The sequence below is a fragment of the Streptomyces tropicalis genome (assembly GCF_029269835.1).
GTDB lineage: Bacteria > Actinomycetota > Actinomycetes > Streptomycetales > Streptomycetaceae > Streptomyces > Streptomyces tropicalis.
Genome location: NZ_JARJBB010000003.1, coordinates 249,995 through 275,813, shown reverse-complemented (window position 1 = coordinate 275,813; position 25,819 = coordinate 249,995). Strand labels below are relative to the sequence as shown.

Annotated in this window: 22 protein-coding genes and 1 pseudogene; 17 read left to right on the top strand and 6 right to left on the bottom strand. The window is 73.9% G+C overall.

The window, feature by feature from the left end; translation table 11 throughout:
* Positions 1-52: 52 nt before the first annotated feature.
* Positions 53-1,222, bottom strand: coding sequence for a YihY/virulence factor BrkB family protein (locus P3H78_RS07785; protein WP_276108084.1), 1,170 nt, complete (start codon positions 1,220-1,222; stop codon positions 53-55).
* A 108-nt stretch (positions 1,223-1,330) separates the two neighbouring features.
* Here P3H78_RS07785 and P3H78_RS07780 point away from each other — a divergent pair, with 108 nt between their 5' ends.
* The 15 genes from P3H78_RS07780 to P3H78_RS07715 all read left to right on the top strand — a co-directional run bounded on the left by P3H78_RS07780 (position 1,331) and on the right by P3H78_RS07715 (position 16,449).
* Positions 1,331-2,980 carry an acyl-CoA dehydrogenase family protein gene (locus tag P3H78_RS07780; RefSeq protein ID WP_276108083.1) on the top strand — a complete coding sequence of 550 codons (1,650 nt, stop codon included), beginning with the start codon at positions 1,331-1,333 and terminating at the stop codon, positions 2,978-2,980.
* A gap of 389 nt (positions 2,981-3,369) precedes the next feature.
* Positions 3,370-4,644, top strand: a complete 1,275-nt coding sequence (locus P3H78_RS07775; RefSeq protein ID WP_276108319.1) for a helix-turn-helix domain-containing protein — start codon at positions 3,370-3,372, stop codon at positions 4,642-4,644.
* A gap of 181 nt (positions 4,645-4,825) precedes the next feature.
* Positions 4,826-6,163, top strand: a complete 1,338-nt coding sequence (locus P3H78_RS07770) for a hypothetical protein (RefSeq protein WP_276108082.1) — start codon at positions 4,826-4,828, stop codon at positions 6,161-6,163.
* 54 nt (positions 6,164-6,217) lie between these two features.
* Positions 6,218-6,790, top strand: coding sequence for a GNAT family N-acetyltransferase (locus P3H78_RS07765; RefSeq protein WP_276108081.1), 573 nt, complete (start codon positions 6,218-6,220; stop codon positions 6,788-6,790).
* A 127-nt stretch (positions 6,791-6,917) separates the two neighbouring features.
* Positions 6,918-7,001 (top strand): putative leader peptide, encoded by an 84-nt coding sequence (locus P3H78_RS33290; protein ID WP_313884392.1) that lies wholly within the window; start codon positions 6,918-6,920, stop codon positions 6,999-7,001.
* A 135-nt stretch (positions 7,002-7,136) separates the two neighbouring features.
* Complete coding sequence (locus P3H78_RS07760) at positions 7,137-8,834, top strand: nitrite/sulfite reductase (RefSeq protein ID WP_276108080.1); 1,698 nt, start codon at positions 7,137-7,139, stop codon at positions 8,832-8,834.
* Positions 8,831-9,013, top strand: coding sequence for a hypothetical protein (locus P3H78_RS07755; protein ID WP_276108079.1), 183 nt, complete (start codon positions 8,831-8,833; stop codon positions 9,011-9,013). Before P3H78_RS07760 ends, P3H78_RS07755 begins: the two co-directional genes overlap by 4 nt.
* Entirely contained in the window at positions 9,010-9,720 is a 711-nt protein-coding gene (locus P3H78_RS07750; protein WP_276108078.1) for a phosphoadenylyl-sulfate reductase, read from the top strand. The genes P3H78_RS07755 and P3H78_RS07750 overlap by 4 nt, the downstream gene beginning before the upstream one ends.
* A 63-nt stretch (positions 9,721-9,783) precedes the next feature.
* Positions 9,784-10,320, top strand: coding sequence for an adenylyl-sulfate kinase (gene cysC, locus P3H78_RS07745; protein WP_276108077.1), 537 nt, complete (start codon positions 9,784-9,786; stop codon positions 10,318-10,320).
* Positions 10,317-11,261 carry a sulfate adenylyltransferase subunit CysD gene (cysD, locus tag P3H78_RS07740; protein ID WP_276108076.1) on the top strand — a complete coding sequence of 315 codons (945 nt, stop codon included), beginning with the start codon at positions 10,317-10,319 and terminating at the stop codon, positions 11,259-11,261. Before cysC ends, cysD begins: the two co-directional genes overlap by 4 nt.
* A 2-nt stretch (positions 11,262-11,263) precedes the next feature.
* Positions 11,264-12,619, top strand: a complete 1,356-nt coding sequence (locus tag P3H78_RS07735; RefSeq protein ID WP_276108075.1) for a sulfate adenylyltransferase subunit 1 — start codon at positions 11,264-11,266, stop codon at positions 12,617-12,619.
* 276 nt (positions 12,620-12,895) lie between these two features.
* On the top strand, positions 12,896-14,008 hold the full coding sequence (locus P3H78_RS07730; RefSeq protein WP_276108074.1) for an ABC transporter substrate-binding protein: 1,113 nt from the start codon (positions 12,896-12,898) through the stop codon (positions 14,006-14,008).
* A 32-nt stretch (positions 14,009-14,040) separates the two neighbouring features.
* Positions 14,041-14,820, top strand: a complete 780-nt coding sequence (locus P3H78_RS07725) for an ABC transporter ATP-binding protein (RefSeq protein WP_276108073.1) — start codon at positions 14,041-14,043, stop codon at positions 14,818-14,820.
* Positions 14,807-15,691, top strand: a complete 885-nt coding sequence (locus P3H78_RS07720; RefSeq protein ID WP_276108072.1) for an ABC transporter permease — start codon at positions 14,807-14,809, stop codon at positions 15,689-15,691. The genes P3H78_RS07725 and P3H78_RS07720 overlap by 14 nt, the downstream gene beginning before the upstream one ends.
* Positions 15,692-15,699: 8 nt before the next feature.
* Positions 15,700-16,449, top strand: coding sequence for a sirohydrochlorin chelatase (locus P3H78_RS07715; RefSeq protein WP_276108071.1), 750 nt, complete (start codon positions 15,700-15,702; stop codon positions 16,447-16,449).
* A gap of 174 nt (positions 16,450-16,623) precedes the next feature.
* Here P3H78_RS07715 and P3H78_RS07710 read toward each other — a convergent pair whose 3' ends face one another.
* The 3 genes and pseudogenes from P3H78_RS07710 to mgt form a co-directional block, all read right to left on the bottom strand.
* The gene (locus P3H78_RS07710; protein ID WP_276108070.1) at positions 16,624-17,238 is read right to left on the bottom strand and encodes a mycothiol-dependent nitroreductase Rv2466c family protein; all 615 of its coding nucleotides are present in this window, start codon (positions 17,236-17,238) and stop codon (positions 16,624-16,626) included.
* Positions 17,239-17,334: 96 nt separating this feature from the next.
* On the bottom strand, positions 17,335-17,889 hold the full coding sequence (locus P3H78_RS07705) for a DUF1697 domain-containing protein (RefSeq protein WP_276108069.1): 555 nt from the start codon (positions 17,887-17,889) through the stop codon (positions 17,335-17,337).
* 275 nt (positions 17,890-18,164) lie between these two features.
* Positions 18,165-19,413, bottom strand: a pseudogene (gene mgt / locus P3H78_RS07700) (macrolide-inactivating glycosyltransferase).
* 126 nt (positions 19,414-19,539) lie between these two features.
* Here mgt and P3H78_RS07695 point away from each other — a divergent pair.
* Positions 19,540-20,403 (top strand): phosphotransferase enzyme family protein, encoded by an 864-nt coding sequence (locus P3H78_RS07695; RefSeq protein WP_276108067.1) that lies wholly within the window; start codon positions 19,540-19,542, stop codon positions 20,401-20,403.
* Positions 20,404-20,484: 81 nt separating this feature from the next.
* Here the strand turns inward: P3H78_RS07695 and P3H78_RS07690 are convergent, their stop codons facing one another.
* Both P3H78_RS07690 and P3H78_RS07685 read right to left on the bottom strand, forming a co-directional pair.
* On the bottom strand, positions 20,485-21,198 hold the full coding sequence (locus P3H78_RS07690) for a 3'-5' exonuclease (protein ID WP_276108066.1): 714 nt from the start codon (positions 21,196-21,198) through the stop codon (positions 20,485-20,487).
* Positions 21,199-21,486: 288 nt separating this feature from the next.
* Entirely contained in the window at positions 21,487-22,725 is a 1,239-nt protein-coding gene (locus P3H78_RS07685) for a DUF5919 domain-containing protein (RefSeq protein ID WP_276108065.1), read from the bottom strand.
* Positions 22,726-23,535: 810 nt separating this feature from the next.
* On the opposite strand from P3H78_RS07685, the gene glgX reads away from it, so the two are divergent.
* Complete coding sequence (glgX, locus tag P3H78_RS07680) at positions 23,536-25,707, top strand: glycogen debranching protein GlgX (RefSeq protein ID WP_276108064.1); 2,172 nt, start codon at positions 23,536-23,538, stop codon at positions 25,705-25,707.
* Positions 25,708-25,819 lie beyond the last annotated feature (112 nt).

Sequence of the window (25,819 nt, the reverse complement as noted above, 5' to 3'; positions counted from 1 at the left end):
CGGACGGGACGGCGGCCCTGCGGTCGGGCGGGGCGGCCGACGGGCCTCCGGGTCACTTGTCGTGCGAGTGCCCGTCCTCGTCGTCCTTGTGCGGGCTCTTGGCGTGCGTGGTCCTGACGTGGGTGCGCAGCCGCGCGGAGAGGTCCTCCGGCGGCAGGAAGCGCGACCAGCGCTCGGGGAACTCGGACGGCATGTCCGGGTCGTCGGGGTCGTCGGGGTCGCTCTCGCGGGCCGCGGCGGCGCGGGCGACGTACTCGGCGATCTGGGCCTCGCGCACCCGCTCGTTCTGGGCGCGGGCGGCCGCGGTGGCGGCAGCCGGCCAGACCCGGTCGATGGCGGCGTTGACGGCGGCGCCGACGAGCACGGCGAACGCGGACACGCCGATCCACAGCAGGACGGCCACGGGCGCGGCCAGGGAGCCGTAGATGGTGGGGCCCTCGACGGTGCTGGTCAGGTAGATGCGCAGCACGAAGCTGCACACCACCCACATGGCCAGGGCGACCAGCGCACCCGGGACGTCCTCGATCCACGGGGAGCGCACCGGCACGGAGACGTGGTACAGCGTGGTGAGGAAGGCGATCGACAGGACGATCACGACGGGCCAGTACAGGACCTGGACGACGGTCGTGGACCACGGCACGATCCGCACCACCGCGTCCGGGCCGGCCACCATCAGCGGCAGTGCGACCGATCCGACCAGCAGGGCGACGACGAACAGCCCGAAGGACAGCATCCGGGTCTTGACGATGCCCCGGACGCCGTCGAGGCCGTACATGACGGTGATGGTGTCGATGAAGACGTTCACCGCGCGGGAGCCCGACCACAGGGCGAGCACGAAGCCGATCGAGATCACGTCGGGCCGGCCGCCCTTCATGACGTCGCGCAGGATCGGCTGGGCGATCTCCCTGACGCCCTGGTCGGAGAGGACCGTGCGGGAGGCGTCGAGGATGTTCCGCTCCAGGCTGCCGATGGTGTTCGCGCCGGTCCACGCGTCGACGTAGAAGAGCAGGGCGATCAGGCTGAGCAGCAGGGGCGGCACGGACAGCAGCGAGAAGAACGCGGCCTCGGCGGCCAGGCCCAGGATCCGGTACTCCATGCAGGAGTTGACGGTGTCCTTCAGCAGCAGCCAGGCGGTTCTGCGTTTGGATACGTTCCGGTAGAGGGCGCGCGCCCGGTGGAGACGTCCGGAGGGCCCTTCGGGGTGTTCGCTTGCTGCCTGCACGACCTAAAGGTATCCCCGCCCCACCGGGTCCCACTCATGCCCCGGGGCGTCGACCAGGGAGGACACCGTCCGGGCGGCCGGGGCCCGGCGCGGGGTAGGTTCCGTGCCATGGCAGCCCGCACGCACTCCGCGACCGGCCAGGCGCCCCTGACCGGCTACGACGTCTTCGCCGCCGACCGCGTCCTGTCCGAGGCCGTGGACCGGTACACCGGCGCCGGTCTGCCCGAGGCGCAGCGCCCGGACCTGCTGGACGGGGTGCGCGGCGAGCTGTCGGCACTGGGCCGCGCGGCCGGATCGGCCCAGGTCCAGGAGTGGGCCGCGCAGGCCGACCGGCATCCGCCCGAGCTGCGCGCCCACGACCGCCACGGCCACCGGATCGACGAGGTGGAGTTCCACCCGGCCTGGCACCGGCTGCTCGGCAAGGGCGTCTCCGCGGGGCTCACCGCGGCCTGGACCCGGCCGGCGGGGCACGTGCGGCGGGCGGCCGCGTTCCTGGTGTGGGCGCAGGCCGAGGCGGGGACCGGCTGCCCGCTGTCCATGACGCACGCGGCGGTGCCCGCGCTGCGCGCCGAGCCCGGCCTGGCCGCGGTGTGGGAGCCGCGGCTGACCTCGACCGTCTACGACCCCGCCCTGCGGCCCGCGGAGCTGAAGCCGGGCGTCCTGTTCGGGGCGGCCATGACGCAGAGGCAGGGCGGCGGGTGCGCCGGCCCCGCCGCGGCCCGGCCGCTCGCCGAGGCCGGCACCTACGCGCTGACCGGGCGCGCATGGTTCTGCTCGGCACCGATGTCGGACGGGTTCCTCGTGCTCGCGCAGGCGCCGGACGGCCCGACCTGCTTCCTGGTGCCGCGGGTGCTCGCCGACGGCACCCGGAACGTCTTCCTGATCCAGCGACTGAAGGACAAGCTGGGGAACCGGTCCAACGCATCCGCCGAGGTCGAGTTCGACGGGACCTGGGCACGCCGGATCGGCGAGGAGGGGCGCGGGGCGCGGACCGTCGCCGGGACGGTGGCGGCGGCCCGCGTCGACTGCGTGCTCGGCTCGGCGGGGCTGATGCGGCAGGCGGTCGCGCAGGCCGTGCACCACTGCGCGTCCCCACGGGCGTCCGGCGGGCCGCCGGCCGGGCAGCCGCTGATGCGCAACGTCCTGGCCGACCTGGCGCTGGAGTCGGAGGCGGCGACGACGCTCGCGCTGCGCCTGGCGGCCGCGTACGACGACGGGGGCGAGCAGGAGCGGGCGTTCCTGCGGCCGGCGGTGCCGATGGCCAAGTACTGGGTGACGAAGCGGTGCGCCCCGCTGGCGGTGGAGGCCGCGGAGTGCCTGGGCGGGGACGGGTACGTGGAGGAGTCGGGGCTGCCGCGGCTGGTGCGGGAGTCGCCGCTCAACTCGCTCGGGGAGGGCGCCGGGAACGTCCAGGCCCTGGACGTGCTGCGGGTACTGCAGCGGGAACCGCGGTCCTTCGACGCCTTTCTGCGGGAGGTGGGCCGGGCGCGCGGCGCGGACCACCGTCTGGACGGCGCCGTCAGGGACCTGCTGACCGAACTCGCCGATCTGGAGGGCGTGGAGGCGCGGGCCCGCCGGCTGGTGGAGCGGATGGCGCTGGTGCTCCAGGGCGCGCTGCTGGTGCGCCACGCGCCGCCCGCGGTGGCCGACGCGTTCTGCGCCTCGCGGCTGGGCGGCGACTGGGGGGCGGCCTTCGGCACGCTCCCGCACACGCTCGACCTGGCGTCGGTGGTGGAGCGGGCGCGGCCGGTGGAGTAGGGGCCCGTCGCCGCCGACCCGTCGTTCGCCCGGAGGGCGGGCGGGCCTTCGAGGACAGGGCGGCCGACGCGCGCACGGGCGGTTTTCGGTCAGGCCGCGGGGGTGGTGCTGCGCCGACACGGCACCACCCCCGCCTGATGGCCCGCTCGAGGCCACGGCCGCCACGTGGGCGGCGCCGCACAAGTCTCGATCAGGCTCCGCCTGTTCACCAGGGTTGCAGAGGGTTGCAACGGCTCGGCCGCAGTGACCGGAGTGTGCCCGTCCGCCCCGGGACGGCGGCACTATGAATTCGGACAGCCGGGACGGGCGCCGCCCCGCGGCCGCAACCGCCCGTCCCGGACCGCTCGTTCGTGGCCCATCCCTGGGAGGACCCCGTGGCGAAAGCGCCGATGGACGTGACGCAGCTCGCCGCCGTCGACGCCGCGCAGGCGGCGCGGATGATGAGCGAGGTGCGCTCCGCGACCCTCGCCGGGCAGCGCTCGCGCCTGCCCCCGCGGCCGGTGATCGGGCGGTCCTGGGAGCGGGTGCTGCGCAGCGGGGTGGACCCGGAGCGCGGGGCGCGGGCCGGGCTGCTGCCGCGGGAGGAGGTCGAGCGGCGGCGGGAGGCCTCGCCGCTGCGGCTGGTGCTGCCGGTGCTGCGCGAGGGCCTGCTGTCGGTGGCGGACGCGGCCCACCACATCGTGGTGGTCGCCGACGCCGAGGGGCGGGTGCTGTGGCGGGAGGGCAACGCGGCGGTGCTGCGCCGGGCCGACGGGGTGGGCTTCGAACCGGGGGCCGACTGGGGGGAGGGCGCCGTCGGCACCAACGGCGTGGGCACCCCGGCGGTGGTGCGGCGGCCCGTCCAGGTCTTCGCCGCCGAGCACTTCGTGGGGGCGCTCGCCTCCTGGACGTGCGCCGGGGCACCGCTGACGGACCCGCGCGACGGCCGGCTGATCGGTGTGGTGGACGTCAGCGGTCCGCTGGAGACCATGCACCCGGCGACGCTGGCCTGGGTCGGCTCGGTGGCCAAGCTGGCCGAGGCGCGGCTGCGGGAGCTGCACCTGACGTCGCTGGAGCGGCTGCGCGCGGTGGCGGCACCGGTGCTGGCCCGGCTGGGCGGCCGGGCGATGGTGGTCGACCGGGACGGCTGGACCGCGGCGGTGGCCGGTCTGCCGTACACCGCGCGGATCGCGCTGCCCGGGACGGCGTCGGCGGGCCGCGGGTGGCTGCCCGCGGTCGGCCCGTGCTCGCTGGAGCCGCTGGCGGGCGGGTGGCTGGTGCGGGCGGACGGGGAGCCGGGCGGGCCCGGCCCGGTGCGGATCGTGCTGGACCTGTCGCGGCCGCGCCGCTGGACGGTGACGCTGGACGGCGCGGCGGGCCCGTGGTCGCACGACCTCAGCCCCCGCCACGCCGAACTGCTGTACCTGCTGGCCGTGCACCGCTCCGGGCGCAGTGCGGCGGAACTGGCCGAGGACGTGTTCGGCGACCCGGCGCGCCGGGTGACCGTGCGTGCGGAGATGTCCCGGGTGCGGCGCTATCTGGGGGCGTTCCTGGAGCACCGCCCGTACCGGTTCGCGGAGGGCGCGGAGGTCGGGGTGCTGCTCCCGGACGACCCGCGCGACCTGTTGCCGCACTCGGCGGCGCGGACGGTGGCGCGGGGCCGCTCCGGGGCTCCTGCGGCCTGAGAGGACGGCGTGGGCGGCGTGGGCGGCACGGACGGACCGCAGGGGGACATCTTCCGCATATTTGCAGGGTCCTCGCCCTGCGGGCCGCCGGACTGCCGTAGCATCGCCTGCGGGTCACCCCACCTGTTCCATGGTCAACGTACTGATCATGAGGCGCAGTTGGCCCGCCTGGGGAGGTTGTATGAAGCATCGCGGCCGACACCGCCGGCGCAGACGGGGCAGGGCACTGCGGGCCACCCTGGCCGGCACCGCTCTCGCACTGACCGCCGCCGCGACCCTGATCAGCGCCTCGCAGGCCACCGTCGGCGGGAACCCCGGGGCACTGAAGCCACTCACCTCCTCCGCCGATCTCGGCCGACTGCGGCTGACCGAGCAGCAGGTGCCGCGGCGGTGGCTGGACCGGCTCGCCGCGGGGATGGGCCGGCCCGTCGGCGTCGCGGCGGTGCTCGACGGCACGGACCGCGCGCTGCGCGGCGCCGCACAGTGCACCGCCGGGGAACGCCGGGCCCTGCCCGTGGAGCCGCCGGCGGCCCGGGCGTACTGCTGGGACCCGGCCGACGCGGCCACGTCGCGCTGGGAGCCGGAGTCGGTGACCACCTCGGGCGACGCGGACGACGACGGCCGCTGGGGCCCGCACCGGGTGATCCTGTCCGGCTGGACGCGCACCGGGGGCCCGGCCGCGGACCGCGGGCTGGCCCGGGTGGCGTTCGTGGACGACGACGACCCGCGGCACCCGTCCTACACCTGGGCCCTGCTGGCCGTCCCGGTGGACGGCGGCCGCGACTTCCGCGGTCTGCGGTCGCGGGTCTCGGGGATGGTCTGGTACCAGGACAAGCTGCTGGTCACGGCCTCCGGTGCCGACGGGGCCGCGCTGTACGTGTACGACCTGCACCGCATCCAGCGCGCCACGGTGGCCGGCGACGCGGTCGGCCGGGTTCCGGGCGGCTGGTCGGCGCACGGGTACCGGTGGGTGCTGCCCGCCGTGGCCGCCTACCGTCCGGCGGCCGGGTCGTGCGGCCGGGAGCCGGCGGCGGGCACGCCCTGCCCCGACGGCCTGTCGCTGGACCGCGGCACCGCGCCGGACAGCCTGGTGGCGAGCGTGTCGGGAGCCGCGGGCAGCGGGCGGCACACGCGCCTGTGGCGCTACCCCTTCAGCCGGGACCCGGCGCGGTCCGGTCTGCTGGCCGTGGACGCGGCCGGGACGGCCCCGGCCGTGGAGGCGTACGAGAGCCGGGCGGACGGGGTGCGCGGGGTGCTGTCGTACCGGGCGGCGCCCTCGGCGCGGCCCGAGTGGTATCTCGGCCGCGCCCCGGGCGGGGCGGACGGCCACGGCACCCTGTGGCGGCAGGACGTGCGCGGCGCGCAGGCGGCGACCTGCGGCGAGGCGGCCTCCCACCGCTGCTGGGGCGACGGGACGGGGTCCCTGTCGTACTGGCAGCAGACCGGCGAGGTGTGGTCGCTGTCGGGGCGGACGCTGTTCGCGCTGCCGCTGGCCGCCGTGGACCGGTCGCTGCGGTAGCGGCGGGACGGGGCCGATCGACACGGGTCGGCCGGGGATGATTCCCTGACCGGCATGACGAGCATCGCCGTGACCACGTGGTCCCTGGAGCAGAACTCCCCGGCCGACCTCCTGCCGGCGGCCGCGCCGGGGGACGAGGTGCGGGTCGTCCGCTCCGAGGTGCCCTCGCCGGAGTTCAGCCGGTTCCTGTACGCGTCGGTCGGCGGCGACATCCGCTGGACGGACCGGCTCGTCTGGTCGTACGCGCGGTGGCGCGAGCACCTGGAGCGGCCGGGGGTGGAGACGTGGGTGGCCTACGACCGGGGCACGCCCGCCGGGTACATCGAGCTGGAGGCGCAGGGCGACGGGGTCGTCGAGATCCTGTACTTCGGCCTGCTGCCCGCCTTCCGGGGGCGGCGGATCGGCGGCCACCTGTTGGCCCGGGGCACCGCGCGGGCCTGGGACCTTGCCGACCGCTGGCCGGGCCTGGCGCCGACGAAGCGGGTGTGGGTGCACACCTGCAGCAAGGACGGCGAGCACGCGATGGACAACTACCGGCGGCGCGGCTTCACCCTGTTCGACACCCAGGTCGAGGAGGAACCGGAGGCGGCGGCTCCGGGCCCGTGGCCGGGCGCCCACCCGGCCTGACCTGCGCGGACCCCGCTCACGGCGGGCGATGTGACCGAGGACACCCTTGTTCCGCATACCGGGACAAGGGTGTCCACATTTTGGATGAAGCTGGACTGTGTCCAGATCGCCGTGCCACGCTTCCGTCATGTCTGGAACGGGAACCGCCCTGGTGAGTCGACGCCACGTCGACCTCGGCCGCATGTCCAGCGCCATCTGTCCGGTGGGCTGAGCGCACCAGCACCGCCGCGTTCCCTCTTCTCCTGCCGCCCGCCGCGCAACGACGCGCGCCCGTGCAGACCCTCCTCCATGCGCCCATATGCGCAGGTCAGAGCCGCTTTCCGCCTGTCCCGAAGGACGTATTCCCATGGCCGCCACCCCGCACGACCCCGCTGCCGCGACTCCCCGCCGCAAGGTGAGCCGTCACCGTGGCGAGGGACAGTGGGCCGCGGGTCACTTCACTCCGCTCAACGGCAACGAGCAGTTCAAGAAGGACGACGACGGTCTCAATGTGCGGACACGTATTGAGACGATCTACTCCCGGCGCGGCTTCGACTCGATCGACCCCAACGACCTGCGCGGACGCATGCGCTGGTGGGGTCTCTACACCCAGCGCAAGCCCGGCATCGACGGCGGCAAGACGGCGGTCCTGGAGCCGGAGGAGCTGGACGACCGCTACTTCATGCTGCGGGTCCGCATCGACGGCGGCCGGCTGACCACCGGGCAGCTGCGCGTCATCGGCGAGATCTCGCAGGAGTTCGCCCGCGGCACGGCCGACGTCACCGACCGCCAGAACGTGCAGTACCACTGGATCCGGATCGAGGACGTGCCCGAGATCTGGAACCGGCTGGAGGCCGTGGGCCTGTCCACCACCGAGGCGTGCGGCGACACGCCCCGCGTGATCCTCGGCTCGCCGGTCGCGGGCATCGCCGAGGACGAGATCGTCGACGGCACCCCCGCGGTCGAGGAGATCCACCGGCGGGTCGTCGGGAACCCGGCGTACTCGAACCTGCCGCGCAAGTTCAAGAGCGCGATCTCCGGCTCGCCGCTGCTCGACGTGGCGCACGAGATCAACGACGTGGCCTTCGTCGGCGTCGTCCACCCCGAGCACGGGCCCGGCTTCGACGTGTGGGTCGGCGGCGGGCTGTCCACCAACCCCAAGATCGGCGTCCGGCTCGGCGCCTGGGTGCCGCTGGAGCAGGTGGCGGACGTCCACGAGGGCGTCGTCTCCATCTTCCGGGACCACGGCTACCGCCGGCTGCGCAACCGGGCCCGGCTGAAGTTCCTCGTCGCCGACTGGGGCGCCGAGAAGTTCCGCCGGGTGCTGGAGGAGGAGTACCTCGGGCGCCCCCTGGCCGACGGACCCGCCCCCGAGCGGCCGTTGCGGCAGTGGCGCGACCACATCGGGGTGCACCGCCAGCAGGACGGGCGGCACTACGTCGGGTTCGCCCCGCGCGTCGGCCGCGTCGACGGCGCCACCCTGACGAAGATCGCCGACCTCGCCGAGGCACACGGCTCCGGGCGGGTGCGCACCACCGTCGAGCAGAAGATGATCATCCTGGACGTCGAAGCGGACCAGGTCGACTCCCTGGTGGAGGGGCTGGAGGCACTGGACCTCACCGCCCGGCCGTCCACCTTCCGCCGGGGCACGATGGCCTGCACCGGCATCGAGTACTGCAAGCTCGCCATCGTCGAGACCAAGGCGCGCGGCTCCTGGCTGATCGACGAACTGGAGCGCCGCCTGCCGGAATTCGACGAGCCGCTCACCATCAACCTCAACGGCTGCCCGAACGCCTGCGCGCGCATCCAGGTCGCCGACATCGGCCTCAAGGGCCAGCTCGTCCTCGACGAACGGGGCGAGCAGGTCGAGGGCTACCAGGTGCACCTGGGCGGCGCGCTCGGCCTGGAGGCCGGTTTCGGCCGCAAGGTCCGCGGCCTGAAGGTCACCGCGGACGAACTGCCCGACTACGTCGAGCGGGTGCTGCGGCGCTTCCTCGCCGGGCGCAAGGACGACGAGCGCTTCGCCGCCTGGGTCGCGCGGGCACCCGAGGAGGAACTGTCGTGAGCGAGCGCGCGGCGCCCTTCCACTGCCCCTACTGCGGCGAGGAGGACCTGCGGCCCGGTGAGCAGGGCCACGGGGCGTGGGAGTGCGCGGCCTGCAACCGGGCCTTCCAGCTGAAGTTCCTCGGGCTGCTGGCCCGCGGGCTGCGGCGGGCCGACGACCGAGGGGACGAGCGGACATGACGACCACTCAGGACGACCGCACCGACGACGAACTGAGGGCGCTGGCCGAGCAGGCCGGACGCGACCTGGAGGACGCCTCCGCGCTGGAGATCCTCACCTGGGCGGCCGACACCTTCGGCGACCGCTTCTGCGTCACCTCGTCCATGGAGGACGCGGTGGTCGCCCACCTCGCCTCCCGGGCCCGGCCCGGCGTCGACGTCGTCTTCCTCGACACCGGCTACCACTTCCCGGAGACCATCGGCACCCGGGACGCCGTCGCCGCCGTGATGGACGTCAACGTCGTCACCCTCACCCCGCGGCGGACGGTCGCCGAGCAGGACGCCGAGCACGGCCCCCGGCTGCACGACCGCGACCCCGACCTGTGCTGCGCGCTGCGCAAGGTGCAGCCGCTCCAGGAGGGCCTCGCCGGCTACCGGGCCTGGGCCACCGGCCTGCGCCGCGACGAGTCCCCCACCCGGGCCGGCACCCCCGTGGTCGGCTGGGACGACAAGCGGCGCAAGGTCAAGATCTCGCCGATCGCCCGGTGGACCCAGGACGACGTGGACGCCTACGTCGCCGAGCACGGCGTGCTCACCAACCCGCTGCTGTCCGACGGGTACGGCTCCGTCGGCTGCGCGCCGTGCACCCGCCGGCTGCTGGCCGGCGAGGACGCCCGCGCCGGCCGCTGGGCGGGGCGCGCCAAGACCGAGTGCGGACTGCACGGCTGACCCATGAGCCTTCCTTCGACGCACGAGACGCAGCAGACGCACCAGACGAACCAGGAGACACACGTGACGAGCGGAGCCACCGTCTGGCTCACCGGTCTGCCGAGCGCCGGCAAGACCACCATCGCCCACGCGCTGGCCGGCCGGCTCCGCGAGGAGGGCCGCCGGGTCGAGGTCCTCGACGGCGACGAGATCCGCACGTTCCTCTCGGCGGGCCTGGGCTTCGACCGCGCCGACCGGCACACCAACGTGCAGCGCATCGGCTTCGTGGCCGAACTGCTCGCCCGCCACGGCGTGACGGCCCTCGTCCCGGTGATCGCGCCGTACGCGGACAGCCGGGCCGCGGTCCGCGCCCGCCACGCGGAGCACGGCACCACGTATCTGGAGGTGCATGTGGCCACCCCGGTCGAGGTGTGCTCGGAGCGGGACGTGAAGGGGCTGTACGCACAGCAGGCCGCGGGCGAACTGACCGGCCTGACCGGCGTCGACGACCCGTACGAGGCGCCCACGTCACCGGACCTGCGGATCGCCTCGCAGACCCAGACCGTGCAGGAGTCCGCCGCGTCCGTGTACGCGCTGCTCAGCGAAAGGGGACTGGCATGACGACCGTGGCCGAGGCCAGGGGAGGCGGCGAAGGCACCCGCACCCCGTACGCGCTCTCGCATCTGGACGCGCTCGAGTCGGAGGCGGTGCACATCTTCCGCGAGGTGGCGGGGGAGTTCGAGAACCCGGTGGTGCTGTTCTCCGGGGGCAAGGACTCGATCGTGATGCTGCACCTGGCGTTGAAGGCGTTCGCGCCGGCGGCGGTGCCCTTCGCGCTGCTGCACGTGGACACCGGGCACAACTTCCCCGAGGTCCTCGACTACCGGGACCGCGCGGTGGCACGGCACGGGCTGCGGCTGCATGTGGCATCCGTGCAGGACTACATCGACCGGGGGGTGCTCAAGGAGCGGCCCGACGGCACCCGCAATCCGCTGCAGACGCTGCCGCTGACGGAGAGGATCGCCGCGGAGCGGTTCGACGCCGTGTTCGGCGGGGGGCGGCGCGACGAGGAGAAGGCGCGCGCCAAGGAGCGGGTGTTCTCGCTGCGGGACGAGTTCTCGCAGTGGGATCCGCGGCGCCAGCGGCCGGAGCTGTGGAACCTGTACAACGGCCGGCACGCTCCGGGTGAGCACGTGCGTGTCTTTCCGCTGTCGAACTGGACCGAGCTGGACGTGTGGCAGTACATCGCCCGGGAGGGCATCGAGCTGCCGCAGATCTACTTCGCGCACGAGCGTGAGGTGTTCCGGCGCAGCGGGATGTGGCTGACCGCGGGCGAGTGGGGCGGGCCGCGGGACGACGAGAGCGTGGAGAAGCGGCTGGTGCGCTACCGGACCGTGGGCGACATGTCGTGCACGGGCGCGGTGGACTCCGACGCGGTGACGCTGGAGCAGGTCATCACCGAGATCGCCGCGTCCCGGCTCACCGAGCGCGGCGCGACCCGCGCCGACGACAAGCTCTCCGAGGCCGCCATGGAAGACCGCAAGCGCGAGGGGTACTTCTAGACATGACGAGCACCACCGAAGGCGCAGAGTCGCTGTCCGTCGAGCAGTTGTCGGAGACCACGCTGCTGCGGTTCGCCACCGCCGGCTCGGTCGACGACGGCAAGTCGACCCTGGTCGGGCGGCTGCTGCACGACTCCAAGTCGGTCCTGACCGACCAGCTGGAGGCCGTGGAGCGGGCGTCCGCCGGCCGCGGCCAGGACGGCCCCGACCTCGCCCTGCTCACCGACGGCCTGCGCGCCGAGCGGGAACAGGGCATCACCATCGACGTCGCCTACCGCTACTTCGCCACCCCGCGCCGCCGGTTCATCCTCGCCGACACCCCCGGCCACGTGCAGTACACCCGCAACATGGTCACCGGCGCCTCCACCGCCGAACTCACCGTGATCCTGGTCGACGCCCGCAACGGCGTCGTCGAGCAGACCCGCCGGCACGCGGCCATCGCCGCCCTGCTGCGCGTCCCGCACGTCGTCCTCGCCGTCAACAAGATGGACCTGGCCGGCTACCAGGAGGCCGTGTTCGCCTCCATCGCCGAGGAGTTCACCGCCTACGCCACCGAACTGGGCGTCCCCGAGGTCACCGCGATCCCGATCTCCGCGCTGGAGGGCGACAACGTGGTGGAGCCCTCCGCCCGCATGGACTGGTACGGCGGCCCCACCGTCCTCGAACACCTGGAGACCGTGCCCGTCAGCCACGACCTGGCGCACTGCCACGCCCGGCTGCCCGTGCAGTACGTGATCCGGCCGCGGAGCGCCGAGCACCCCGACTACCGCGGCTACGCCGGGCAGATCGCCGCCGGCTCCTTCCGGGTCGGCCAGGAGGTCACGGTGCTGCCGTCCGGGCGCACCTCGCGGATCTCCGGCATCGACCTGCTGGGCCAGCCGGTCGACGTGGCCTGGACGACGCAGTCGGTGACCGTCCTGCTGGAGGACGACATCGACCTCTCGCGCGGCGACCTGATCGTGCCGAGCAAGGACGCGCCCGCCACCACCCAGGACGTGGAGGCGACCGTGTGCCACGTCGCCGACCAGCCGCTGACCGTCGGCCACCGGGTCCTGCTCAAGCACGGCACCCGCACGGTCAAGGCGATCGTCAAGGACATCCCGTCCCGGCTGACCCTCGACGACCTGTCCCTGCACCCGCACCCGGGCGGGCTCGCCGCCAACGACATCGGCCGGGTGAAGATCCGCACCGCGGAACCGCTGCCCGTCGACGCGTACGCCGACTCGCGCCGCACCGGGTCCTTCATCCTGATCGACCCCCACGACGGCACCACGCTCACCGCGGGCATGGTCGGCGAGTCCTTCGCCGCCCCGGAGCCGGTCGAGGACCGCGCGGACGACGACGGCTGGGACTTCTGACCATGAACTCCACCGACTTCTACGGGACGTTCGCGAAGGAGGGCGGCCGTGTCGGCAGCGGCGCCCTCGGCAGCGGGCAGGGCGGCGTCGGCCGATGTGCGCGATGACGTACGCGCACTGCCTGCGCGCCCCGTCCCCCCGCCCTCCCTCGGGGTCCCGGCCCCGGCCGGGCAGGGAGGTACCCGCACCGTCCGGGACCCGACGAAGACCCCTGCCGACCTCCCGGCCACGACCGCAAGGGCCGTGACCGCCGGGCCATCGAGAGGAACACCTCCCGTGCCTGCCACCCGCTCCGCCCTGTTCCGCGGCGCCCTCGCCGCAGCCGCCGCCCTGCCCCTGCTGACCCTCGCGGCCTGCGGCTACGGATCCAAGTCCCAGGGTGCCGACGCCGATCAGAAGGTCGCCGCCGGCGCGCGGAAGATCGACGGACTCGACTCCGTCAGGATCGGCTACTTCGGCAACCTGACCCATGCGACGGCGCTCGTCGGCCACCGCAAGGGCTTCTTCCAGAAGGCCCTGGGCGGCACCAAGGCCGACTACGCCACCTTCAACGCCGGGCCCTCCGAGATCGAGGCCCTCAACGCGGGTTCCATCGACATCGGCTGGATCGGCCCCTCCCCCGCCATCAACGGTTACACCAAGTCCGACGGCAAGAGCCTGCGGATCGTGGGCGGTTCGGCGTCCGGCGGGGTCAAGCTGGTCGTGAACCCGAAGAAGATCGGCTCCCTGAAGGGCGTCCGGGGCAAGCGGATCGCCACGCCCCAGCTCGGCAACACCCAGGACGTGGCCTTCCTCAACTGGGCCGCGCAGCAGGGCTGGAAGGTCGACGCCCAGAGCGGCAAGGGCGACGTGACCGTCGTCCGCAGCGACAACAAGGTGACCCCGGACGCCTTCAAGTCCGGTGCGATCGACGGCGCGTGGGTGCCGGAGCCGACCGCCTCGAAGCTGGTCGCGGAGGGCGGCAGGGTCCTCCTGGACGAGTCGTCCCTGTGGCCGGACAAGAAGTTCGTGATCACCAACATCGTCGTGTCGCAAAAGTTCCTCAAGGAGCACCCGAAGGCCGTCCAGGCGGTCCTGGAGGCGTCCGTCGACACCAACAAGTGGATCAACGCCAACCCCGGGGCGGCCAAGGCGGCGGCCAACGAGCAGCTGGCGGCGGACTCGGGCAAGGCACTGCCGGCGAACGTCCTGGACCCGGCGTGGAAGTCCATCCGGATCACCGACGACCCGCTGGCCGGCACCCTCGGCGCCGAGGCCGCGCACGCCGTCGAGGCGGGCCTGCTGCAGAAGCCCGACCTGAAGGGGATCTACGACCTCACGCTCCTCAACAAGGTCCTCAAGGCCCGGGGCGCGGCCACCGTGTCCGACGCCGGCCTCGGCGCCCGCTGACCCGCCCCCACCGTTCCCAGGAGGTGACGACCATGGCCACGACCCTCGCGCAGGCCGACCCGGCGGTCGACCACGCGGCCCGCCTCGACCACGTCTCCAAGTCCTTCGCGGGACCGGGCGGAGCGCAGCTCGTCCTGGACGACATCAGTCTCGATGTCGCGCCCGGAGAGTTCGTCACCCTCCTGGGAGCCTCGGGCTGCGGCAAGTCCACCCTGCTCAACCTGGTGGCGGGCCTGGACCGGCCCACCACCGGCACCATCACCACCGACGGACGCCCGGCGCTGATGTTCCAGGAGCACGCGCTGTTCCCGTGGCTCACGGCCGGCAAGAACATCGAACTGGCCCTGAAGCTGCGGGGGGTGGCCAAGCCCGACCGGCGTGGCCGGGCCGAGGAGCTCCTGGAGCTCGTACGGCTGAAGGGCGCGCACGGCAAACGGGTGCACGAGCTGTCCGGCGGCATGCGGCAGCGTGTGGCCCTGGCCCGCGCGCTCGCGCAGGAGAGCAACCTGCTGCTGATGGACGAGCCGTTCGCGGCGCTGGACGCCATCACCCGGGACGTGCTGCACGACGAGCTGACCCGGATCTGGCAGGAGACCGGGCTGTCGGTGCTGTTCGTGACGCACAACGTGCGCGAGGCGGTCCGGCTGGCGCAGCGCGTGGTGCTGCTGTCCTCCCGGCCGGGCCGCATCGCACGCGAGTGGCGGGTCGGCATCCCGCAGCCGCGGCGCATCGAGGACGCACCGGTGGCGGAACTGTCCGCCGAGATCACCGACGTACTGCGGGGGGAGATCCGTCGTCATGGCCAGCACTGACCTGAAGACCACCGAGGACGCCGGCAGCGTCGAGGCGGGCCTGGACGCGCTGGAGTCCGGGCCGTCCGGCCGGCCGCCGCTGCGGCACACCCTCGTGAACAAGGTCCTGCCGCCGGTGGTCGCCGTGGTGGTGGTCCTCCTGGTGTGGCAGGGCCTGATCTCCCTGCGCATCGTCACCGACCCGACCACACTGCCCTCGCCGGCCGCGGTGTGGCACACCGTGCAGGACGCCTGGCTGCAGGGCACCCTGCTCGGCTACATCTGGACCAGCGTCTCGCGCGGCCTGCTGGGCTTCCTCTTCGCCCTGCTCATCGGCACCCCCCTCGGGCTGGTGGTGGCCCGGGTGAAGTTCGTGCGCGCGGCGGTCGGGCCGATCCTGTCCGGTCTGCAGTCACTGCCGTCGGTGGCCTGGGTGCCGCCCGCGGTGATCTGGCTGGGACTGGACAACTCGATGATGTACGCGGTGATCCTTCTGGGCGCGGTCCCCTCCATCGCCAACGGCCTGGTGTCCGGCGTCGACCAGGTGCCGCCGCTGTTCCTGCGGGCGGGCCGCACCATGGGCGCGACCGGGCTGAAGGGCACCTGGCACATCACGCTGCCGGCCGCGCTGCCGGGCTATGTGGCAGGCTTGAAGCAGGGCTGGGCGTTCGCGTGGCGCTCGCTGATGGCGGCGGAGATCATCGCGTCCTTCCCCGACCTCGGCGTGGGCCTCGGACAGCTGCTGGAGAACGGCCGCAACGCCAGCGACATGGCCATGGTCTTCGAGGCCATCCTGCTCATCCTGACCGTCGGCATCGCCATCGACCTGCTGATCTTCAGTCCGCTGGAGCGGTGGGTGCTGCGCAGCCGCGGTCTCCTCGTGAAGGGCTGAGGTTCCCCGTGCACCGGCAGCCGGTCCGTCCCGTCCTCGTGGTCGTCGCCCACGGCAGCCGCGACCCGCGCCATGCCGCGACCGTGCACGCGCTCGTGCGGCGGCTGCGGCGGACGCGGCCGGGGCTGCGGGTGGAGACCGGCTTCCTGGACTTCAACGTCCCCTCCGTCCCGGCCGTCCTGGAGTCGCTGGCGGCCGAGGGCGTGCGGGACGTCGTGGCGCTGCCGCTGCTGCTGACCCGCGCCTTCCACGCCAAGGCGGACATCCCGGCGGTGCTGCGCGAGGCGCCGTCGCGGCTGCGGATCAGGCAGGCGGACGTCCTCGGCCCGTCGCCGCTGCTGACGCGTGCCCTGGAGCGGCGGCTGCACGAGGCGGGGCTGGACCCCGCCGACCGGGCCTCGACCGGGGTCGTGCTGGCCTCGGCGGGGTCCTCCGACCCGGAGGCGATCGCAGTGATCGCAGACATCGCGCGGGAGTGGCGGCACACCGGTTGGTGCGCCGTGCGGCCTGCGTTCGCCTCCGCCTCCCTGCCGCGCACCGAGGACGCGGTGCACGCGCTGCGGGCGCTGGGCTGTGCGAAGGTCGCGGTCGCGCCGTACGTACTGGCGCCCGGATTCCTGCCGGACCGGATCGTGCGGGGCGCGGCGCAGGCGGACGTGCTCGCCGACGTGCTGGGCCCGGCGCCCGAGGTGGCGCAGGTGCTGCTGCGGCGCTACGACGCGGCGTGCCGTCCTGCGGTGACCGCGCTGGGCGCCTGAGCGGCCGGCACCCGCGGATCCTCCGCGGCCGCGTCCGCGGCCCGGCACTACCCCCGTGATGCCGGGCCGCGGACAGCCGGCCCTGCCGTCGGCGGTGTTCGTCGACGGAGCGTGGCCGGCTCTTTCTTCTGCGTCACGGAGCGCGGAATCGTCACACCGGCGGCCGCCGGGGCGTCAGTCGAAACGCAGGGCTCCGGTGCGGGTGCGCTTGATCTCGAAGACGTCGGGGTCGGTGGCCAGGACCCGGAAGGCGTCGAAGAGTCGGGCGGCCCGTGCGCCGCGCGGGACGGCCCGCAGCACCGGCCCGAACCACACCGTGCCGTCCACGTGCAGGGTCGGTGTGCCGACGTAGCCGCCGGAGTCCGGTTCGGTGCCGGCGGTGTGGCTGCGGCGCACGGCCTCGTCGTGGGCCGGGTCGTGCGCGGCGCCGGCGAGGTCGGCCGGGAGTCCGGTCTCGGCGAGGGAGGCGGCGACGACGGCGTCGTAGTCCTCGGCCCGCTGCTCGTGGATGCGGGTCCCGAGCGCGGTGTAGAGGTCCCGCAGCACCTTCTCCCCGTGCCGTTCCGCGGCGGCGACGGCGACACGGACCGGGCCGATCGACTTGTCGACCAGCTCCCGGTACCAGTCGGGCAGTTCGTTGCCCTCGTTGTGCAGGTACAGGCTCATGACGTGGAAACGGAGGTCGAGCGGGCGGTGCCGTTCGGCCTCCAGCAGCCAGCGGGACGTGAGCCAGGCGAAGGGGCAGGCGGGGTCGAACCAGAGGTCCACGCGGGCGGGTGTCGTCGTCATGGGTCCGACGCTACGGCCGCGGCGGACCGGCGTCCCGGCCCAATCGGCGGCCGATTCCCTGGTCCACTTCTCCGCGCGTTCTCCGCGCGGGGGTGGTCAGGGCGCGGGCGGCGCGGTCATCTCGACCAGCTTGGCGACGGTGTTCCAGTTCCGGGTGGTGGCGACGAGCCCCCTGGTCAGCCGGGGCCGGGCCAGCTGCTCGGCGAGCCGGGAGCGGCCGAGGCCCTCCGGCGCGTACAGGTACAGCACGCGGTCGCCGAGGCGGAACGCCTCGGGCAGCAGGGCGTCCGCGTCGATCTCCGCGAAGCGCGCCGCGTCGACGGGGGCGGAGAAGTAGGTCACGTGCAGTTGCCGGCCCTCCAACTCGGCGGCCGGGAAGGGGCAGTCCTCCATGACGGCCCGCAGGTAGGCGTGGTCGCGCACGAGGACGTCGACCGGGAAGCCGAACCTCTCCTCGACCGCCCGCGCGAGGTCCGCGGCGAGGGAGTCCTCGTCACCGCCGCCGGCGGTGAAGACGGCCTGTCCGCTCTGGAGATGGGTCCGGACCCCGCCGAGCCCGAGCCCGCCCATCAGGGCGCGCAACTCGGCCATGGGCACCTTCCGGCTCCCACCCACGTTGATGCCGCGCAGCAGCGCCGCGTACGTCCTCATGGGCCCAGCCTAGGTCCTGCCGTACCGCGGCGGCCGCCCGGAAGGCGGCCGCGCCCACGTCGTGCGGGACTGCGCGGAGAGGACCAGGGGCGGCCGTCGTGCCCCGTGGGGGCGGGCGCGACGGCCGCGGCCTCCTGGAGGGAGGTGGTTGAAACCCTGGCCGATAGCGGCCTCCGGATCAACTTCTCCACGCCGCTGTGATTTTGTCAACAAGGTTGCACAACCCCAAACATGAGCCCTTCCGGCGGATCGGACACTCCGGCGCCGCTCCGCCGCTACTGCCGCCGCCCCGTGGGGAGTTCGGCCTCGACGAGGTCGGCGGCGCGGCGCGTTCCGCCCTCCTGCGCCATCCCCGCGCGGACGGCGGCGAGGCGGCGCGCCACCTCGGGGTCGTCGACGAGGGCGAGCGCGGCGGCCCGCAGCGCCTCGGCGGTCGCCTGCTCCCGCGGCAGGTGCCGGGCGACGCCGAGGCCCTGGAGCAGGTCCGCGTTGCCGAACTGGTCGACGGCCTGCGGCACGGCGATCATCGGGGTGGCCGTGGCCAGCCCCTCCTGACTGCCGCCCGCGCCGGCGTGCGTGACGAACAGGTCGGCCTGACGCAGGACCGCCAACTGCGGTACCCAGCTGGACACTTCGACGTTCCCGGGGACGGGCCCCAGCTCGGCGGGGTCGACGTGCCGACCGATCTGCAGGACCACGTGCCAGCCGGGCAGGCCCGCGAAGGCGTCCACGCAGGCGCGGTACAAGGCGGGCTGCCGGGTGAAGGCGGAGCCGAGCGAGACGAGCACGACCTTCGCGGCATCCACGGGCCGCCGCCAGTCGCCCTGGGCGGTGCGGTCGCCCCGGCAGGCGCCGACGAAGCTGTGGACCGTCGCGTCGACGCGGTCGGCGTGCGGCTGGAGGGCCCTGGGGATGAGGACCAGGGAGCGGGCCGGGCGGCCGAGGAAGGGGTCCGGGTGCTCGGTGATGCCGTTCTCCGTCAGCCAGTCGGTGAAGCGGGCGTAGTAGGCGCGGCCGCGCTCGGTGCGCTTCGGCTCCGCCCACATCGGCTCGGCGACCTCCTCCTCGTAGCCCTCCCAGGCGACGAGGTTGGGCGAGAGGGACACGGCCGGCACGCCCCACCGGTGGGCGAGGACGCGGGCCGGGTAGGAGGCGATGTCGTGCAGGACGAGGTCGGGTTCGTCGCCCGCATAGGCGTCCGCGAGCTGCGGAAGGGCCTGGACGGCGTCGTCGAGGAAGGGCTCGACGTTGTCCAGGAGGGTGGTCCCCCAGGCGGCGGGGTCGTCGTCGGGCCCGGGCAGGGTGGAATGCCAGGGGCGCACCTCGGCGCCCGTCCCGGCGGCCTTGGCGGCGAGGGCCGGGGGGATGGCGTACGTGACGCGGTGGCCGCGGGCGACGAGCTCGCGGATCACTTCGAGGCTGGGGTTCACATGGCCGTGGGCGGCGATGGAGAACATGGCGATGTGGGCGGGTGCGGTCATGGCGCCCACGCTAGGCGAGACGATACGTCTCGTGCAATGCCATGTCCGGCGCGGACGGCCGCCGCGGGCCGTGGCACCCGTGAGGCCGCCCGTCTCCTCCCGGCGCCGGAGCGGACCCACCGGATGGGACACTGATCGCCGAGGACGACCGGGGACACGGAGGCGGGCGATGGACGAGGCACGGGCGCGGGAGGTACTGGCCGCGGCGGACGTGCTGCCCGGCGCGAGGCGGGACGCGCGCCTGCTCTCCCTGGGCGAGAACGCGGTGTTCGCCGCCGGAGACCTGGTCGTCAAGGTGGGCCGCGACGAGGAGCTGCTGGAGCGGGCCCGCCACGAACTGCGGACCGCGCGGTGGCTGGCCGAGACCGGCGTCCCGGCGGTCCGCGCGGCCGGCCCCGACGCCGCGCTCGTCGAGGGGCACCCGGTGACGGTGTGGCAGCGGCTGCCCGACCCGGTACGGCCGCCGGAACCCCGGGACCTGGCGGTGCTGCTGCGCCTCGTCCACGCCCTGGCCGCCCCGCCCTTCGCCCTGCCGCGGCGGGACCTGCTGGGCGGGGTGGAGCGCTGGCTGCGGCTGGCCGGCGACGCCGTGGCCGCCGAGGACACGGCGTATCTGCGCGAGCGCCGCGACGGCTTCGCGGCGGCCGCGGCCGCACTCGCCCCGCACCTCCCGCCGGGCCCGATCCACGGCGACGCGCTGCCGCGCAACGTGCACGTGGGCCCGGACGGGCCGGTGCTGGTGGACCTGGAGACCTTCTCCGCCGACCTGCGCGAGCACGACCTCGTGGTGATGGCCCTCTCCCGCGACCGGTACGGCCTGCCCGCCGCGTCCTACGACGCCTTCACCGCGGCCTACGGCTGGGACGTGCGCTCCTGGGAGGGCTGCTCGGTGCTGCGCGGCGCCCGAGAGACGGCGAGCTGCGCCTGGGTCGCCCAGCACGCGCCGGCCAGTCCCGGCGCACGGGCCGAGTTCGCCCGCCGGGTGGCCTCCCTGCGGGACGGAGACGAGACGGTGCGCTGGTACCCCTTCTGACCCGGGGCGTCCCCGGCGCGCCGTGCGGCACACCCGCGGGCGGAGGCCGCCGCGGGCCGCACCCCCGCCGGACCCCGCCCGTCAGGCGGGACGGGGGACGACAGGCCAGGCCGCCTCGACCCGGGCCTCCGGGTCGGAGGTGCGTCTGAGGTAGCTCTGGAGCGACGCCGCCTGCTCGGCCGCCGCCCGCACCTGGAGGTGATGGAGGTCCGCGGGCGCCATGCTCCCTATGGCCGCGTACTGCGCGCCCATGCGCCGCGCCGCCCGTGCGGCGGCCACCGCGTCGGCGACCGCGTCGTGCGCGTCGTGCAGTTGTACGCCGTAGTGGGCGCACAGGGCCTGGAGGTTCCTCTTGCCCTTGCGGTACCGGTCCACGTGTTTGTCGAGGACCAGCGGGTCGATGACCGGGGAGGGTATTCCGCGCAACCGGCCGGCCAGCGGCTCCACCCCGTGCCGACGGCACTCGCGGTCGAGCAGGGAGAGGTCGAACCGCGCGTTCATCACCACCAGCGGGGTCCCCGAGGCCAGCGCGGCGGCGACCGTGGACGTGATCTCCTCGATCGCCGGGGCGGCCGGAACGCCCTGCGCGCGGGCGTGGTCGGTGGAGATGCCGTGGATCGCGGCCGCCTCGGGGGGTATCGCCACGCCCGGGTCGAGCAGCCAGGTCCGCGGTCGGGGCAGCCGCCCGTCCGGATCCACCGCAACCACCGCCGCGGTGACGATGCGGTCGGTCTCGATGTCGGTGCCGGTCGTCTCGAGGTCGAAGGCCACCAGCGGCCCGCCGGCCCAGCTCATCGCACGGCCCCGCTCACCCGTGCCCCCTCGGCCGCGGCTCCGGGCCCTGCCGGTCCGGGCCCGGTACGCCCCGGACACGGGTCCTTCCCCCTCGTCCTCGCCCTCGTGCCGAAGCCGATCGACGGCATGCGGTGCCGGCCCATGGCGGCCCCCCTCCTCAGTGGTGCGTCCCCCGGTGGTCTCCACCCTCGCATGCGCCACCGACAATCCGAGGACCGCCTTCCGCTTCCGGCCGCATCCCCACCCGCCTCCGGATGAACCGTCAGAAGACGGACACCACGGGTCGCCTCAGGACACGGGCCGCGAGTCGGCCCACATCAGTTCGAACTCCTCGCGATAGGTGGAGAAGAGTCCGGACTCGTGCACCTCGTCCGACGTGACCACCTTGTTCCCGTGGCGCAGGACGAGCACCGGCGCCTCCATGCCCCGGCTGTGCCGCAGGTAGGACTGCACGACGGCGATGCCGTCCGAGCCGTCGCCGTCGACCAGGTAGGCCGTCACCCGGGGGGTCTCGTCGTAGACCTGGATCTCGAAGGCACCCGGGTCGCGCAGCCGGGAGCGCACCCGGCGCATGTGCAGGATGTTCATCTCCACGGAGCGGCTCAGCTCACCCCGCTTGAGTCCGAGTTCGCGCTCCCGCCGCTTGACGGCGCTGGAGGCCGGGTTCAGGAAGAGCAGGCGCACCCGGCCCCCCGCCTCGGCCAGGCGCATCAGGCGGCGGCCGGAGAAGTTCTGCACCAGCAGGTTCAGGCCGATGCCGATGGCGTCGAGGCGGCGGGCACCGCCGAAGATGTCCTCGGCCGGGAACTGGGTCAGCAGCCGCACCCGGTCCGGATGCACGGCGACCACGTCGGCGTACCGGTCCCCCACCAGGTCCTCCACCGCGTCGACGGGCAGCCGCCGCGCCGAGGGCACGTCGCCGCCGGCGCCCAGGATGTCCAGCAGACGGGCCGAGGCCCGCTCGGCCTGGTTGAGCACCGCCTCGGACAGGGCGCGGTTGCGGGAGACGACGTTGCGGGTGACCTCCAGCTCGTCCAGGGCCAGTTCGACGTCCCGGCGCTCGTCGACGTACGGCTCGAAGCAGGGCCAGTGCTGCACCATCAGCTCCCGCAGCTGCGGGAGGGTGAGGAAGCTGATCACGTTGTCGTCGGCGGGGTCCAGCAAGTAGCCCTTGCGGCGGCTGACCTCGCGCACGGCGACCGCGCGCTGCACCCACTCCTGCCCGGCCGGCCCGGCGGCGGCGACCACCCACTCGTCGCCGTGGACGGGCTCGTAGACGGGGCGCAGCACCGCGGCCACGACGGCGCGCAGCCGCTGCTCGACGAGATTCAGCCAGATGTAGGCCCGGCCGGCGCGCTGGGCCCGGGTGCGCACCTCGCGCCAGGCGCCGGCGTCCCAGTCCAGCTCCGGGCCGATGGCACCGGCGCCCATCGGCCGGGCGAGGGACACCGCACCGGGCGGGACGTCTGCGGAGCTCCCCTCGTGACCCTCGTCACCAGGGGGTAGCTCCAGGCCTCCCGAGCCCACCCGTGCACCGCCTTCCGCTCCCCCGAGCTCTCCCCGTCCCAACGATCAAGGAAGGGTACTCCGGGAGCAGTGCGCGGTGCAGCCGGATGCACAGCTCGTTTCCCAACTTCCGGCTTCCACACGCCTGTTCCGGCGTGCGGGCAAGGATCGAGTGAGCGGATTCATCAGGAGGACACCCGCGGGGGAAGGGGGAGGCGCACGGCGGCCGACGGAGGCCGGTCGCGGGCACCGGCCCCCTGCGACGACGCGACATCACGCCTCCGCGCAGGCCACGGGACCCGTCCGGCCTGCCCGTTCCCCATCGGGCAGCACATGCCCCGGGCTCCGCGGGGCAGTTGCCCGGACCCCGGGACGGCCCCGGGTCCCCCGGGCCGTCCCGGGGCGCCGCTCGCGCGGAGACCCGGAGGGCGGACGGCTCCGCGCCGCCCCGGGCGGGGCGGCGGCCGGGAGACGGAGCCCGCGGCGGAAAGGGTGAACGACGGGTGACCGGCGGCCGTCCCGGATGACGGCCCACGCCCTCCGGGCCCGGACCCGCACTCCGCGCCCGCCGGACCTCGCGCCCCCGGACCCTCACCCCGCGCCGCCCGGATCCGCGCCCTCCGATCCGGGCGCCGGCGGCCCCGCACCGACCCCACCGGCCCGGCGGGCGCTGGATCCGATGCGCCGGTCGGTCGAGAAGTGGGCGGAACGCCGCCTATGCACTGGTCGACGGGTAAGAGGGACGTAAGTCATGGGTGGTTCCGTCACTTTCGGGGAGACTCGAGGGCAAGGTGCCACCTTCGCCGCCCCACTCCTGAAAGAGTCGTGTCCATGCAGGTCTGGCCTGGAGAGGCGTATCCGCTCGGCGCCACGTACGACGGCGCCGGCACCAACTTCGCGGTCTTCACCGAAGCCGCGGACCGAGTAGAGCTGTGTCTGCTGCACGACGACGGCTCGGAGACGGCGGTGGAACTGCGGGAGAGCGACGCGTTCGTCCGGCACGCGTACGTGCCCGGCATCATGCCGGGGCAGCGGTACGGGTTCCGGGTGCACGGCCCGTACGCTCCGGAGCGGGGGCTGCGCTGCAATTCGGCGAAGCTGCTGCTCGATCCGTACGCGCGTGCGATCAGCGGCGCGGTCGGATGGGGCGAGGAGGTGTACGGCTACCACTTCGACGACCCGGGCCGGCGCAACGACCTGGACTCGGCACCGCACACCATGACGTCGGTGGTGGTCAATCCGTACTTCGACTGGGGCGACGACCGGCCGCCCCGGCACGGCTACCACGAGACGGTGATCTACGAGGCCCATGTGAAGGGCCTGACCATGAGTCACCCCGGGCTGCCCGAGGAGCTGCGCGGCACCTACGCGGGCCTGGCCCACCCGGTGATCATCGAGCACCTGACCGAGCTGGGGGTCACGGCACTGGAGATGATGCCGGTGCACCAGTTCGTCAACGACCACCGCCTCGTCGACATGGGCCTCAACAACTACTGGGGCTACAACACCATCGGCTTCTTCGCCCCGCACAACGCGTACGCCTCCTGGGGCGACCGCGGCCAGCAGGTCCTGGAGTTCAAGTCGGCGGTCCGGGCCCTGCACGAGGCGGGCATCGAGGTCATCCTCGACGTGGTCTACAACCACACCGCCGAGGGCAACCACCTCGGGCCGACGCTGTCCTTCAAGGGCATCGACAACCCCCAGTACTACCGGCTGACGGACGACCCGGCGTACTACATGGACACCACCGGCACCGGGAACTCGCTGCTCATGCGGTCGCCGCACGTGCTGCAACTGATCATGGACTCGCTGCGGTACTGGGTCACCGAGATGCACGTGGACGGCTTCCGCTTCGACCTCGCGGCGACCCTGGCCCGGCAGTTCCACGAGGTGGACCGGCTGTCGTCGTTCTTCGACCTGGTGCAGCAGGACCCGGTGGTCTCGCAGGTCAAACTGATCGCCGAACCGTGGGACGTGGGCGAGGGCGGCTACCAGGTGGGGAACTTCCCGCCGCTGTGGACCGAGTGGAACGGCAAGTACCGCGACACCGTCCGCGACCTGTGGCGGGGCGAGCCGCGGGCGCTCGCGGAGTTCGCCTCCCGGCTGACCGGCTCCTCCGACCTCTACCAGGACGACGGGCGCCGCCCGCTGGCCTCGATCAACTTCGTGACCTGCCACGACGGCTTCACCCTGCACGACCTGGTGGCGTACAACGACAAGCACAACGAGGCCAACGGCGAGGAGAACCGGGACGGCGAGAGCCACAACCGGTCCTGGAACTGCGGCACCGAGGGCGCGACGGACGACCCCGGCGTGCTCGCACTGCGGGCCCGTCAGACGCGCAACTTCTTCGCCACGCTGATGCTGTCCCAGGGCGTGCCGATGATCAGCCACGGCGACGAGTTCGCACGCACCCAGCAGGGCAACAACAACGCCTACTGCCAGGACAACGCGCTGTCCTGGGTGCGCTGGCCGGACCCGGACGCCGACGACGGCACCCGCGCGGCGGACGGCCCGGAGGCCGACGGCGGTCCGGACGCGGCCGGCGGCGACCTGCTGACCTTCGTCCGCGCGATGGCCGGGCTGCGCCGGGAGCACCCCGTGTTCCGCAGGCGCCGCTTCTTCCACGGGCGTCCGGTGGAGGGCACCCACGACGACCTCTCCGACATCGCCTGGTTCACCCCCGAGGGAGGCGAGATGACGCAGGCGGACTGGGACTCGGCGCCGGCGTCCGCGCTGACGGTGTTCCTCAACGGCAACGCCATCTCGGAGCCGGGCACGCGCGGGGAGCGGATCGCCGACGACTCGTTCCTCCTGATGTTCAACGCGGCGCCGGAGCCGCTGGACTTCGTGGTGCCCGTCGACCACGGCCGCCAGTGGCAGATCGTGGTCGACACCGCCCGCCCGGACCCGGTCCCTCCGGGCACGGGCGCCAAGGTGGAGGCCGGTGAGCGGCTCACGCTCAGGGACCGCAGCCTGACCGTGCTCCAGCGGCCCGCCTAGCGCACCGGGAGACCGAGGGGCACCCGGTGCGCGGGCCTCCCCGGGTGCCCGCGTGCGGGGGCTCGTGGGCGCGCCGGTGACAGGAATGCGGGCGGGGCGGGTACGTAGCTCT